The organism is Sphingobium sp. IP1 (assembly GCF_002708645.1).
Taxonomy (GTDB): domain Bacteria; phylum Pseudomonadota; class Alphaproteobacteria; order Sphingomonadales; family Sphingomonadaceae; genus Sphingobium; species Sphingobium yanoikuyae.
The window spans coordinates 23,883-37,638 of sequence record NZ_NOIW01000055.1 but is presented as its reverse complement, the minus strand read 5'-3'; the positions used below and the strand labels follow the sequence as shown (position 1 = coordinate 37,638).

Genomic DNA, 13,756 nt, shown 5'->3' with positions numbered 1-13,756 from the left:
CTCGATAATCGCCCATTCCCGATCTGTCAGTTCGTACCGCCGCCGTGCCATCAAGCCCTCCAACTCTGGAGGCCTCTGAATCACGCCAATCGCCAATCCTCAAGGCTTTTTATGAGTTTACGGCCTAGCAATAGCGCGCCAGCCAGGCCTCCACCGACACCGGCAGTTCGGCTTCGCCCGGCGGGGCCAGCAGGCTGGCGCGTGCGCTCATCATCACGTCGCGGACATGCGCCTCCAGCGGCACGGTGCGATCCTCGGGCGGCATATGGTCCCAACGGACCAGCAGGCTCTGCAGCATCATGTTGCAGAGCAGGATACGGTTGCGCGCGACGTCGGGATGCACTCCCTCCATCAGCGCGCGCAGATGGCCGATCACCCGGAACAGGTTCTGCGCCCTGTCTTCGACCGCCGCGAACAGGCTGGAGGTCAGCGACCAATATTGGGTCGCGAAATGCAGCAGGAAATGGGCATAGGGATGGGCGCCTGCTTCATCCTTCAGGTCAAGCTGCGGCAACAGCAACATACCCAGCAATGCCATCGGATCGCCCAGATGACCGTTCGCTTCCGCCTGCGCCAGCATCCGTCCGCGCACCGGATCCATCTGCTCCACACGGGCGCCGAAGACGGCGGCGAGCAGCCCATCCTTCGATCCGAAATAATAGGTGACGGCATTGGTGTCGCCACAGCGGGCGGCCGTGGCAATCTCGCGCATCGACACGGCATCGATGCCGCGCGCCGCGAACAATGTTTCGGCGGCACGGACGAGCCGCACCATCGGCGGCTCTGCATGACGCACCCGCTTCCTGGCGGCGCTCAACTCTGGCAAGGCAATCATCTCCCGGCAATTTTCCGAGCAAATTATTGATGGATGAAGCTGGTGGGATCAACGGGTGGCGGCAACACTTTAATCTTTTGAGGAAGATGGAGTGTCGCGATGAAGCAGCGTCGTCGGATCTATTACACGGTCAGCCAGCGAGCGGAGATATGAGATCGCTGGCAGCGCGGGGAAGCGATGAGTTCGATCGGGCGAAGCTTTGATCGAGAGTCATCGTCGGCATTTTCGGTGATTTCGCCGACCGGCGGCATCCGGCCCGCCGATCGCAAGCGTGGCAGTCGTGCGCTGAGCCTTGCCGAGCGGGAGGAGATATCCCGGCGCCTGAGCGTCAGTGAACCCTTGCGTGCGATAGCACGGCAACTGGGTCGCTCGCCCTCGACGATCAGTCGCGAAGTCAGGCGTAATGGCGGTGTTGCACGGTAGCGGGCGACGGCGTCCGATCAGGCGGCATGGGACCGTGCCTTGCGGTCCAAACCCTGCAAGCTGGCTCGCTCGCCGTCGCTGGCACAGGCAGTATCGGCCAAGCTGCGCCGCAAATGGTCACCGGAACAGATTGCGGGGTGGCTCAGGCGCAGCTTTCCCAAGGAGCCGCACAGGCAGGTGTCGCAAGAGACCATCTACAGAAGCCTGTACATACAGGCACGCGGGGTTCTGAAGAAGGGACTGCTGGAGCATCTGCGCGCCCGGCGCACCATCCGCAGGTCGAGGACCGCGCCATTCCCGGCCACTGGGAAGGCGATCTGATCGGAGGTACGAAGAACAGCTACATCGCAACGCTGGTCGAACGGCATTCGCGCTATGTGATGCTGGTCAAGGTCGCCAACAAGGATACGAGGAGCGTCGTGTCGGCGCTGATCAGGCAGACGCAGCGCCTGCCGCGCGAACTCTACAAGTCGCTCACCTAGGACCGCGGCAAGGAACTGGCCGATCATCCGCGCCTCTCACTGGCTACCGATGTCGAAGTCTATTTCTGCGATCCGCAATCGCCCTGGCAGCGTGGCGCCAACGAAAACACCAACCGCCTGCTGCGACAATATTTCCCCAGAGGAACTGATCTGTCGCTATACAGCCAGGCCAAGCTGAGTGCCGTTGCGCGGCAACTCAACGAACGGCCAAGCAAAACGCTCGAATACCAAACACCCGCAGAGCGTTTCCAAGCATGTGTTGCCGCCACCCGTTGAACCCACCGTAGAAACCAGACGCTTTCTGAATGAAAGGCAGAAGTATTTTCCACTAGCGACCCATTCGGGACGCTCAACCACAGATCTTCGATTTCCAAGTGCAGCCTGTCTGCTTTTCCATGCTGGATGCATCAGGACAACAGGCTTCCGAGCAAATTTGAAAGAATAAGACCTCCTGCAATGCGGGTGGGCAGATCATTCCTGCTATTTTTCCACATCAGAAAATAATGAAATACAAATTCCATCAAAAAATCGGTAGATTAGCGTCTAGCCGAATTCCATCTATGCTTTCGACAAAGCGTGCAAGCGCGGGGTTTTCATTATCGGGTCGCCAGATCAGGTTCAGCTTGGCGGGCCACTCTGTAATCGAAGGCATCGGCCGGAAGACAACGTTCGGAAAACGCAGGCGTGCCGCCACCTCCGGAACCAGAGCCATGCCGAAGCCCGCATCGACAAGGGCCAGCATCGAATGCATCTGGCCAACCTGATGCGCGATGCGCGGCGCAATCTGGGCCTGATCGAAAAGAGCCGTCAGTATGTCGTGGAAATAGCGCGCGGCGTCGGGCGAATACATGATGAAAGGCTGCTCATCGAGGTCGGCCAGCGCAATGTCTGATTTCTCCAGGAGGCGGTGTCCTGCAGGCAGTGCCGCGATCAACGGTTCGGACAGATATTCCCGAAAGGCGAAGCGGCGTGTGTCGACCGGCGGGCGAATAAAGCCGATGTCGAGAATGCCGCTGTTCAGCGCTTCGATCTGCGCAGCCGACACCATTTCTCGCAGAACGATGTCCACGTCAGGCATGAGCGCCTTCAATTTCAGCATGAGGTCGGGTAGCATCCCATAGCCCGAAGCTGCGGTGAAACCAATCCGCAACGTGCCGGCTTCGCCGCGCCAGACCCTTTGCGTCCATCGCATCGCACTCTCGCTGAGACGAAGAATACGCTGCGCTTCGGGCAGGAAAACACGTCCGGCCGGGGTCAACCTGACCGCTCTGCTGTTTCGTTCGAGCAGCGGTACCCCCACCTCGCGCTCCAGCAATTGGATCTGCCGGCTGAGCGGTGGCTGGGTCATGTTCAGATGCTGCGCGGCCTGGCCAAAATGCAGATGTTCGGCGACCGCGACGAAGCACCGAAGCTGGCTCATCTCAAACATCAATTCAAAACCTGTATCGCTGACAACAATCTTTAGCTTAGCCAACATCGATGCCAGGCGCTAGCCCATGTCCCAAGCCAGACACGCAAGTCGGCAGCCGAACGGGACGAGGATCATGCGACATCCGTCTTCTTCGACTGCCGGGACCGACCAGACCTCGACCGAATGAAGAAGGATTTCCCGATGAGCAAAATGACCCCGCAAGAAATGGCCCGGACGATCGGCGCTGGCCTGCTGACTTTCCCGGTAACCCATTTCGATGCCGAGAACCGGGTCGACGAGAAGGCTTTCCGCGATCATTGCGCCTGGATGCTCGACCATGAGGTCGCCGCCCTGTTCGCCGCTGGTGGTACCGGCGAGTTCTTCTCGCTAACGCCATCCGAGGTCGATCAGGTCGTGCGTGCGTCCGTGGAAGAAACAGCTGGCAAGGTGCCGGTGATCGCTGGCGCCGGCTATGGCACGCAGACGGCCATCGAGTTGGCCCAGGCTGCCGAACGGGCGGGCGCCGACGGCATCCTGCTTCTGCCCCCCTATCTCACCGAGACGCCGCAGGAAGGCGTGGCTGCCCATATCGAGGCGGTCTGCAAGTCGGTTTCGATCGGCGTCATCCATTATAACCGCGCCAATGCGATCATCCGCGAGGATGCCCTGGCAAGGGTTGCGGACCGCTGCCCCAATCTCGTCGGTTTCAAGGATGGCGTCGGCGATCTCGAACTGATGATGAAGGTCTATGCCAAGCTCGGCGACCGGCTTACCTATGTCGGCGGCCTGCCTACGGCCGAAACCTTCGCCATGCCCTATCTGGAAATGGGTGTGACGACCTATTCCTCGGCCATCTACAATTTCATGCCGGAATGGGCGGTGGCCTTCTACAAGGCGGTCCGCGCGAAGGACAATGCGACGGCCGTCCGCATGCTCAATGAATTCGTCTTCCCCTATCTCAATATCCGCGACAAGCAGCGCGGCTATGCCGTCTCGATCGTCAAGGCGGGATTGAAGTCCGTCGGCCGGCCGGCCGGCCCGGTGCGACTGCCGCTGGTCGATCTCAACGAAGCCGAACAGGCCGAACTGGATGCCCTGATCGCAAAGGCCAACGCCCCCTTCGTCGAGGCGCGCCGTGCTGCTTGAAGCGGGACATCCGACCGGTGAGATGATCATCGGCGCCGGCGCCTTCCATGGCACCGGTCCGATGATCCACGCCGTCAACCCGGCGACCGGCGAGAACATGGACCCCGGCTTTGCCGGGGCCACCCCGTCCGATGTCGCGCGTGCCTGCGCCCTCGCGGCAGAGGCGTTCCCCACTTATCGTGAGACATCGCTGGAAGTGCGGGCGCGCTTCCTGGAGTCGATTGCCGATGAGATCTTGGCGCTCGCCGATGCGCTGATCGAACGGGTTATGGCCGAAAGCGGCCTGCCCCGAGCGCGGCTTGAAGGCGAACGCGGCCGGACCTGTGGCCAGTTGCGCCTTTTCGCCCAGGTAGTGCGCGCCGGTGATTTCCTCGATGTCCGCATCGACCCGGGACAGCCCGATCGCCTGCCGATGGCGCGCGCGGACCTGCGCCTGCGCAACATTGCCATCGGCCCGGTGGCCGTGTTTGGCGCCTCCAACTTCCCGCTCGCCTTTTCCGTCGCCGGCGGTGACACGGCATCCGCCCTGGCGGCCGGCTGCCCGGTAGTGGTCAAGGCCCATTCGGCCCATCCGGGCACCTCGGCGCTGGTCGCCTCGGCCATTCGCACTGCCATCGAGGCATCTGGCATGCCTGAAGGCGTTTTCTCGATGCTGTTCGGCACTGGCGGGGGTGTCGGCGCCGCCCTGGTCGCCGATCCACGGATCAAGGCCGTGGGATTTACCGGATCGCGCGGCGGCGGTGTCGCCCTGATGCAGATCGCGGCCGCGCGGAAAGAGCCGATCCCCGTCTATGCCGAAATGTCGAGCATCAATCCCGTCCTGCTTTTCCCCGGAGCGCTCGCTGCGCGGGGCGAGGAAATCGGCAAGAGCTTTGCGGGCGCGCTGCAACTGGGCGCTGGCCAGTTCTGCACCAATCCGGGCTTTGTCATCGCAATCGATACGCCTGATGTCGCGAATTTCGTGAAGGGCGCCTGCGCAGCTATCGATGGTGCGGCCGCACAGACCATGCTGACCCCGTCGATCCACGCCGCCTATGACAGGGGCGTGGAGGCTCTGGCAGGGCATGAGGATGTGACGACGCTGGTTCGCGGGGCGCCGCCGACCGGCCCCAACCAGGCAAGGACCGGGCTGTTCGAGGTCAAGGCCGACAGCATCGGCTCAGAGCCTGGGCTGCTGCACGAGATTTTCGGCGCGACCTCGCTCATGACGCGCGTTCGCGATGTCGATCAGTTGCGCGACCTGCTTGTGGATCTTGAAAGCCAACTGACCATTTCCATCCACATGGAGGAAAGCGATCATGATGCGGTCGCAACCCTGCTGCCGGTGATGGAGGAAAAGGCAGGACGCATCCTCGTCAATGGTTTCGGCACCGGTGTCGAAGTGAGCCATGCGATGGTGCATGGCGGCCCCTTCCCGGCGACGTCCGACAGTCGAACCACATCGGTCGGCACGCTGGCGATCCGGCGTTTCCTGCGTCCGGTCTGTTATCAAGACATGCCGCAATCCCTGCTTCCAGAAGCGCTGCGCGCCGACAATCCGCTCGGACTGTGGCGGATGTCGGACGGAATGATGGGCCGGGACTGAACGCCCGCGACAAGGACGGGCGCATAGAGGCATAATGGAGAGGCAAATGGAAAAGAGTTCACGTCCCACACGGCCTGGCAACAGCCATGTCCGCTACTGGATCGTCGCCATGCTGTTTCTGCTGACGACAATCAACTTCGCGGATCGATCGGCCATGTCGATTGCGGGTCCGGCCCTGAAGGGTGAGCTGGGCATCACCTCGACGGAGCTGGGCTATATCTTCTCCGCCTTTGCCTGGAGCTATGTGGTCGCACAAATCCCCGGCGGCGCGCTGCTCGATCGCTTCGGATCTCGCAAAATGTATATATTCGCGATCCTGGGCTGGTCGACCTGCACCTTCGCTTCTGGTTTCGCTTCCTATCTCGCCCCCGGCTCCGCCGTGATCGCGCTCTTCATCCTGCGCCTTGCCCTTGGTGCGGCCGAGGCTCCCTCTTTCCCCGCCAACGCCCGCCTTGTTGCCGCCTGGTTCCCCGACCGCGAGCGCGGCACGGCAAGCGCGATCTTCAACACAGCCCAATATGCAGCCCTGATCTTCTTCGCACCACTAATGGGCTGGATCGTCGACACCTATAGCTGGCACTATGTCTTCTTCGTGATGGGCAGCGTGGGTTTCGTAGGCGCGCTGATCTTTGCAACCGTCGTCCATGCGCCGGCACGCCATCCGCGCATTACCAGGACGGAGTTCGACTTTATCGAAGCCAATGGTGCGCAGGTTCAGCTCGATGCCGCCGCCACGGCGCCCAAACAGCCTTTCAGCTGGAACATCGTCGGCCAGTTGCTGACCAACCGCATGCTCATGGGCATCTATATCGGCCAATATTGCATCACGGCGCTGACCTTCTTCTTCTCGACCTGGTTCCCGGTCTATCTTGTGCAGGGGCGTGGCCTCTCCTACACAGCGGCCGGTTTCGGTGCAGCCATCCCCGCCATTGCCGGCGTTGTCGGCGGCGTGATCGGCGGCGTGCTGTCCGACCGGCTCGTCGCCAGCGGCAAGAGCGTGACCTTTGCACGCAAGCTGCCGGTTGTTCTGGGCATGGCCTGCGCCACGTCGATCGTCCTGTGCAACTTCACCGACAACCTGACCCTCGTCATCGGTCTCATGGCCCTGTCCTTCTTCGGCAAGGGCGTCGGCGCACTGGGCTGGGCGATCATGTCGGACGCAGCGCCGCGGGCCGTCACGGGGCTGGCCGCAGGCATCTTCAACATGTTCGGCAATATCGCCGGCATCACCACGCCGATCGTCATCGGCTATATTCTCGACGCCACCGGGTCTTTTGACCTGGCCCTTGTTTTCGTCGCCGCGCATTCGATCATGGCGATCGTGAGCTATCTGTTCATCGTCGGACCGATCAAGCGCTTCACCGTAACCCTGCCGGAACAGAAGGCGAGCGACGCTTCCCTTCCCTCTGCAAAGCACGCCTGAGAGATGACCATGCTTGACACAATTTTCCCCGCTCACACCTTCAGCGGCGCCCCTGTCGTCACCGACATGAAGGTGATCCCCGTCGCCGGGCGCGACAGCATGCTGCTGAACCTTTCCGGCGCCCATGCCCCCTTCTTCACCCGCAACATCGTGATCCTGACCGACAATGCCGGCAATAGCGGCGTTGGCGAAGTTCCGGGCGGCGAGAAAATTCGCCAGACGCTGGAGGATGCCCGCGAACTGATCGTGGGCAAGGGTATCGGCACCTATGCCAATATACTCAACGTCATGCGCACGACCTTTGCCGACCGGGATTCAGGCGGCCGTGGCCTGCAAACCTTTGACCTGCGCACGACCATTCATGCCGTGACCGCCGTCGAAAGCGCGATGCTCGACCTTCTTGGCCAGCATCTGGGCGTCCCGGTTGCCGCCCTGCTCGGCGAAGGGCAACAGCGCGACAAGGTCGAGATGCTGGGCTATCTCTTCTTCGTGGGCGATCGCAACAAGACCGATCTGCCCTATGGCGACGGATCAGGCGCCACTGACGACTGGACGCGACTGCGCCATGAAGAGGCCCTGACCCCCGAGAGCATCCGTCGCTTCGCTGAGGCCGCCTATGAGCGCTATGGCTTCAAGGACTTCAAGCTGAAGGGCGGGGTCCTGTCCGGCGACGAGGAAATCGAAGCAGTGACCGCCATCGCTCGCCGGTTCCCCGATGCCCGGGTGACGCTGGATCCCAACGGCGCCTGGAGCCTGGAAGAGGCAGTCCGCCTTTGCAAGGGACGCGGCGATGTGCTGGCCTATGCGGAAGACCCTTGCGGCGCCGAAAATGGCTATTCGGGTCGCGAAATCATGGCCGAATTCCGCCGCGCAACCGGCCTGCCCACGGCAACCAACATGATCGCGACCGATTGGCGGCAGATGGCGCATGCTCTGGCGCTCCAGTCGGTCGACATTCCGCTTGCCGATCCACACTTCTGGACGATGCAGGGCTCGGTCCGGGTCGCGCAAACCTGCCGCGACTGGGGCCTGACCTGGGGGTCGCACTCCAACAATCATTTCGACATCTCGCTCGCCATGTTCACCCATGTCGGCGCAGCAGCGCCCGGCAAGGTGACGGCGATCGACACGCACTGGATCTGGCAGGACGGCCAGAACCTGACCCGGGAGCCCCTCAAGATCGAGGGTGGCTTGGTTGCTGTTCCCGAACGACCCGGCCTCGGGATCGAACTCGACATGGATGCGGTCGAGGCAGCCCATCAACTCTACAAAAAATATGGCCTGGGCGCGCGCGACGACGCGATGGCGATGCAATATCTGGTCCCGAACTGGACCTTTGACAACAAGAAGCCCTGCCTGGTCCGCTAAGGCGGGTCCAGCCAGCAGCCTCCACAAGAAAGACAATCCCGCGCCCGGATCCAATGCGATCCGGGTGGACGGGGATGCATGGCCGCAAGAGGCGCGGCGGAGAGGTTTATGAGCATTTCCCTTATCCCCCTGCTCCTGATGGGCGCAGGCGCGGCGGAAGCCGCCACTGAAGCGAAGGATGTCCCGCCGCAACCCGCCGCAACTTCCTCCCCGACATTGCCGGCGCCGCCCGAAAAGCCGCGAGCGGCGAGTGAAGGCGGCGGCGAGGACGGCGGCGGTCGCGGCCGGCTATTGGGCGACTGGGGTGGCCTGCGCAGCACGCTTGTCGATGCCGGCATCACACCGAGCCTGGTCTACACCGCTCACACCGTCACCAATGTCCGCGGCGGCACCCAATCAAAGTTCATGAACGCGGGGCAGTTCGTCGCAGGCCTGCGCTTCGACCTCGACAAGATCGCCGACCTGCCGGGGACATTCCAACTGGGCATCGTCAAGCGCTATGGTGAGAGCTTCAACCAGAAAAGCGGCATCAATGCCCTGGTCAATCCCATGTCGATCCAGGGGCGCGGCGAAACCTTTCGCATCAGCCAGCTCTGGTATCGCACGAAGATCGGCAAGCTCGACGTGAAACTTGGCCGCATGTTCCTCAACGAGGATTTCAATCCGGGCCGCTGCGACTTCATCAGCGGCTATTTCTGCCTTGGCGAGAACACACGTTCCAACTCGACCATCTGGCCCACCAGCCCGGTCAGCATGTGGGCCGCAAGGTTGCAATATGCCGTGCGCAAGGACGTGACGGTCAAGGGCGCGGTCTACCAATATAATCCCAAGAATCTCAATATGGAGCGCAACTTCTATATCGGCTGGAAAGGCGCGACGGGCATCGTTGCGCCGTTCGAGATCAATTATACCCCGCGCTTCGACGGCAAGGCCGGCAATTATGCCATTGGTCTATTCTACTCCAACGCCGACATGAATGACCCTATCCTCAACAGCGATCATCAGCTTCGCGCCGTCTATGGCGGCACGCCGCTGATCCGGCACAATGAATGGGGCGCCTATTTCAATGCCCGCCAGACCGTCCGCAAGGCAGCCGCCGACGGATCGGGGCGGCTCGACCTCTTCCTCAACGGTTCCTTCCTGTCTGAACAATCCACCCCCAACAACAGCGCGATCGCAATGGGCCTAAGCTACACCGGCCTCATACCCGGCCGCCCGCGTGACGAGCTTGGCCTGGCATTCGGCCGCGGCCGCGTGAACGACCGGATCACCGATGCGGCCCGATATATCAACGATAACGGCCTTGGCCATCAGCCCGTCCGCACCGCCGAATATGTGGCTGAAGCCTATTATGGCATCGGCGTTCTGCCAGGTTTCACGATCCAACCCGACATCCAGTTCATCTTCCAGCCGCGGGGCGATCCGGGTGAACGCAATGCCATATTGCTGGGCGCCAGAACCCAAGTCAGCTTCTGAGAAAGGAATGGCCGCCATGGTCCCTGTCGTCACCAATGGTTCGCTGTCACCCTGGCTGCATGAGGGGCTGTCGGCGCGCCATGCTATCCACAGGCTAGACGAGCTTCCACACGCGATCCGCATGGAAGCCCGCATATTGGTAACCACCGGCGTTGCAGGGGCCGACGCATCGATCATGGATGCATTACCGGCCTTGCGCCTGATTGCCGTCCACGGCGTGGGAGTGGACGCCGTCGACCTCGACCATGCCCGCCGGCGCGGCATAGCTGTCACGAACACGCCAGACGTGCTGACAGACGATGTCGCGGACATGGCGGTCCTGCTGCTGCTGTCGACGGCCCGGCGGGCGATGCTCAATGATGCAACGGTGCGCCGGGGCGGCTGGACCAGCCCATCGGGCCGGCGCGTCAGCGGCATGCGAATAGGCATATTGGGCCTGGGCAGGATCGGTGGCGCAATCGCACGCAGGCTGGAAGGCTTTGGCTGCGATATTTCCTATCACAACCGCCGGTCGCTGCCCGATTGTCCCTATGCCTATCGTGACAGCCCAGCTGATCTGGCCCGAGAATGCGACGCCATGATCATCGCAGCGTCTGGCGGAGGCGAGTGCCTGGTCGACGGCGCGGTGCTGGATGCGCTGGGCCCGGATGGCTTTCTCATCAATATCGGGCGCGGTTCAACCGTCGACGAGACCGCACTGATCGACGCCCTCGAACAGGGCCGGATTGCCGGCGCTGGCCTCGATGTTTTTGCAAGCGAACCTCATGTGCCCACGCGCTTCATCGCCCTCGATACCGTTGTTCTGCAGCCCCATCAGGCCAGCGCGACGATCGAAACACGCGTGGCGATGGCCGATCTGGTCCTGCGCAATATCGCCAATTTTCTCGCAAACGACCCCCTGGACACGCCCGTATGAAAAGACATGGTTGCGCCCGCCGCAACCGGCGGAACCTTGTTCGCAGTTGCGAAAGCGGCCACCAGGTCTAGATGCACGCTCCGTGAAGCGGCTTGTCGCCGTCCAAGGAGTTTCATCATGCTTGCCGCCATCATCAAGGCCCTTCAGCTTGTCGCTGCCCCCCTGTGGCTGCCGACGGCCTGATTGAGAAATGCCTGTGTAAAAGGGGCTGGCTTTACACGAAGCCAGCCCCTTTTGCGTTCAGGCGGTGATGGTTTCGCTCGACACCGTCCAGGCATGGGCCTGATCGCTCAGCGAAATGCCGATACCTGGACGCGGCGGCACGACCATGCGCCCATCCTTGAGTTCCAGCCGCTCGTTGAAAAGCGGCTCCAGCCAGTCGAAATGCTCGACCCAGCTATCATGCGGATAGGCCGCCGCAAGGTGGACATGCAGTTCCATGAAGAAATGCGGCGCAAGCTTCATATGCTTCTGCTCAGCCATCGTCATGATCTTGAGGAACTGGGTGATGCCGCCCACGCGGGGCGCGTCGGGCTGGATGAAATCGACCGCATCGAGCTGCACCAGTTCGAGATGCTCCTGCGCTGATGACAGCATCTCCCCGGACGCGATCGGCGTATCCAGGGCTGCGGCAAGCTGGGCATGGCCCTGCGCATCATAGGCGTCGAGCGGCTCTTCAATCCAGACGAGGTTGAACTGTTCCATGATGCGCCCGATGCGCAGCGCAGTCGGGCGGTCCCATTGCTGGTTCGCATCCACCATGAGCGGAAAATCGCCCAGTTGCTCGCGAACCGCGGCAACCCGGCGAAGATCCTCCATCGGGTCGGGCTGGCCGACCTTGAGCTTGATGCCGCCAATGCCGGAAGCAACCGAAGCCTGGCAGTTTTCCAGGACCTCCTCGATCGGTGAGGACAGGAAACCGCCCGATGTGTTGTAGCAGCGGACCGTATCCTTGTGGGCGCCGATCAGCTTGGCCAGCGGCAGTCCGGCGCGCTTCGCCTTCATGTCCCACAGCGCGATATCGAACGCTGCGATCGCTTGGGTGGCCAGACCGCTACGGCCGACCGACGCCCCGGCCCAGGCCAGTTTTGTCCAAAGCCGCGCGATGTCGCTGGGATCCTCGCCAATCAGATTTCCAGCAATTTCACGCGCATGGGCGTAAAGGCCAGGGCCACCTGCTCGCTTGGAATAGCTGATGCCAAGCCCCGAATATCCGCCTTCGGTTTCGATTTCGGCGAACAGGAACGCAACCTCGGTCAGCGGCTTCTGGCGGCCGGTCAGCACCTTGGCATCGCTGATCGGGCGCTTGAGCGGCAAGAACGCCAGGCTGACCTTTACCGACTTTATCCGGTCCAGCGTGGCTGCGTCGGCAGGGAATCCTGCCTGCAGGGGATTGGCGGGAATGATGCGCTTTTCAAACATGCAAGGCTCTCCTGTGATCGAATGATCCAAGAGCTAAAGCGCACAAAGCCACCGGTCCAAACGCGAATTTTCATCGGATCGATGCAAGAATTGCATCGGATTTCAAGCACTCAGATCCCCCAGCAGCTCGATTAAGGGCTGCGTGAGCGCGTTGGTCGGACGGACATGGCGGCAGGCATGCCATTCCGCGCGTTCGTCGAGCGACAAGGGCTTGAAGACGATATTGTCGAACGACGCGCTGGCGCTGCCTGCGGGCACGATCGCCACGCCCATTCCGGTGCTGACAAGCGCCAGAATGGAATGCGTTCTCTTCATGCTCTGGATGACCCGCGGCACTGCGCCTGCACGATCCAACATCCCGGCGATCAGGTCCCGCAAGTAGAGGCCGGCCTCGGAATATCCGACAAACGCCTCATCGTCCAAATCGGCGATTTTCAATTTGCGCTTGGCGGCCAGTCGGTGACCAGCAGGCACGGCAAGGGCCAGAGGTTCGCTGAACATGCATTGATTGACGATGTCCGCTTCGTGCGTGAGCGGCCGCACGAAGCCAATATCCAGTCGGTGGAACGCCACCTCTCGCATTTGCTCCGAAGAACTCAGCTCGACAAATTTGAAGGCTACTCCAGGCCAGTCCCGGATCGTCCGTTGAATGAGGCGCGGAATGAGCGTGTAGGATGCGGCCCCGTCGAAACCCACGGTGATCGTACCTGCCAATGTCCCGGCAGCCTTTTGCGCCGACCGTCTCGCCTCTTCCATGTCGGCCAACAGTAACTGCACCTTGGGAAGAAATGCGATGCCTGCGGCCGTCAGGGTGATCCTCCGGCCTTCGCGGTGGAACAACGGGACGCCGACATCGCTTTCTAACTGTTGGATCCGGCGGGTCAGCGCCGGTTGGGTAATCAGCAATTCGCGCGCCGCTTGCCCGAAATGCCTTAGCTGCCCCAGGATCAGGAATGAACGGAGTTGAGCATGGTCGAACATCGGCAATGCTTATGACATGTGCACCGCTCTCATCAACAAGCTGGGCGCCACTCGGGATCGGCATTGCAAAATCAACGCTGTGGCCGAGCTGAACGAGAACCTATGTATCCGACTTTCGGGGAGGGAGATTCCGACCCTTATGGGGCACTCAGCCGCCAACTTTCGTTGACCAGTTCCGGACGTTCCGGTTCAACAGCTTTCGACCAACGTTGGCCATTCAAGTCATCTCCCATCAACGCCCGGTCCTGACAAAATTGGTTCGATCAAAGAAACCCGGATCGCATGAAA

Annotated in this window: 10 protein-coding genes and 1 pseudogene; 7 read left to right on the top strand and 4 right to left on the bottom strand. The window is 61.6% G+C overall.

Annotation, left to right across the window (positions count from 1 at the left end):
• Positions 1 to 124 precede the first annotated feature (124 nt).
• Complete coding sequence (locus CG471_RS18070; RefSeq protein WP_099232793.1) at positions 125 to 835, bottom strand: TetR/AcrR family transcriptional regulator; 711 nt, start codon at positions 833 to 835, stop codon at positions 125 to 127.
• Between the two features lie 177 nt (positions 836 to 1,012).
• On the opposite strand from CG471_RS18070, the pseudogene CG471_RS18065 reads away from it, so the two are divergent.
• Positions 1,013 to 2,016 (top strand): annotated as a pseudogene (locus CG471_RS18065) (IS30 family transposase).
• 244 nt (positions 2,017 to 2,260) lie between these two features.
• Here CG471_RS18065 and CG471_RS18060 read toward each other — a convergent pair.
• Positions 2,261 to 3,217, bottom strand: a complete 957-nt coding sequence (locus tag CG471_RS18060; protein ID WP_257211593.1) for a LysR family transcriptional regulator — start codon at positions 3,215 to 3,217, stop codon at positions 2,261 to 2,263.
• 135 nt (positions 3,218 to 3,352) lie between these two features.
• Here CG471_RS18060 and kdgD point away from each other — a divergent pair, with 135 nt between their 5' ends.
• The 6 genes from kdgD (at position 3,353) to CG471_RS18030 (ending at position 11,065) form a co-directional block, all read left to right on the top strand.
• Positions 3,353 to 4,297: a 5-dehydro-4-deoxyglucarate dehydratase gene (gene kdgD / locus CG471_RS18055; RefSeq protein ID WP_004207087.1), complete on the top strand. Its 945-nt coding sequence runs from the start codon at positions 3,353 to 3,355 to the stop codon at positions 4,295 to 4,297.
• A gap of 22 nt (positions 4,298 to 4,319) precedes the next feature.
• Entirely contained in the window at positions 4,320 to 5,882 is a 1,563-nt protein-coding gene (locus tag CG471_RS18050; protein ID WP_099232798.1) for an aldehyde dehydrogenase (NADP(+)), read from the top strand.
• 46 nt (positions 5,883 to 5,928) lie between these two features.
• Positions 5,929 to 7,305 (top strand): MFS transporter, encoded by a 1,377-nt coding sequence (locus tag CG471_RS18045; protein ID WP_099232789.1) that lies wholly within the window; start codon positions 5,929 to 5,931, stop codon positions 7,303 to 7,305.
• A 9-nt stretch (positions 7,306 to 7,314) separates the two neighbouring features.
• Positions 7,315 to 8,673 (top strand): glucarate dehydratase, encoded by a 1,359-nt coding sequence (gene gudD, locus CG471_RS18040; protein ID WP_004207092.1) that lies wholly within the window; start codon positions 7,315 to 7,317, stop codon positions 8,671 to 8,673.
• A gap of 108 nt (positions 8,674 to 8,781) precedes the next feature.
• On the top strand, positions 8,782 to 10,149 hold the full coding sequence (locus CG471_RS18035; protein ID WP_180275732.1) for a carbohydrate porin: 1,368 nt from the start codon (positions 8,782 to 8,784) through the stop codon (positions 10,147 to 10,149).
• A 16-nt stretch (positions 10,150 to 10,165) separates the two neighbouring features.
• A complete protein-coding gene (locus tag CG471_RS18030) occupies positions 10,166 to 11,065 on the top strand; it encodes a 2-hydroxyacid dehydrogenase (RefSeq protein ID WP_099232796.1) in 900 nt (299 codons plus the stop codon).
• Between the two features lie 240 nt (positions 11,066 to 11,305).
• On the opposite strand, the gene CG471_RS18025 is transcribed toward CG471_RS18030, so the two are convergent.
• The gene (locus CG471_RS18025; RefSeq protein WP_099232785.1) at positions 11,306 to 12,487 is read right to left on the bottom strand and encodes a mandelate racemase/muconate lactonizing enzyme family protein; all 1,182 of its coding nucleotides are present in this window, start codon (positions 12,485 to 12,487) and stop codon (positions 11,306 to 11,308) included.
• A 102-nt stretch (positions 12,488 to 12,589) separates the two neighbouring features.
• Positions 12,590 to 13,468, bottom strand: coding sequence for a LysR family transcriptional regulator (locus CG471_RS18020; protein ID WP_099232783.1), 879 nt, complete (start codon positions 13,466 to 13,468; stop codon positions 12,590 to 12,592).
• Between the last annotated feature and the right edge of the window lie 288 nt (positions 13,469 to 13,756).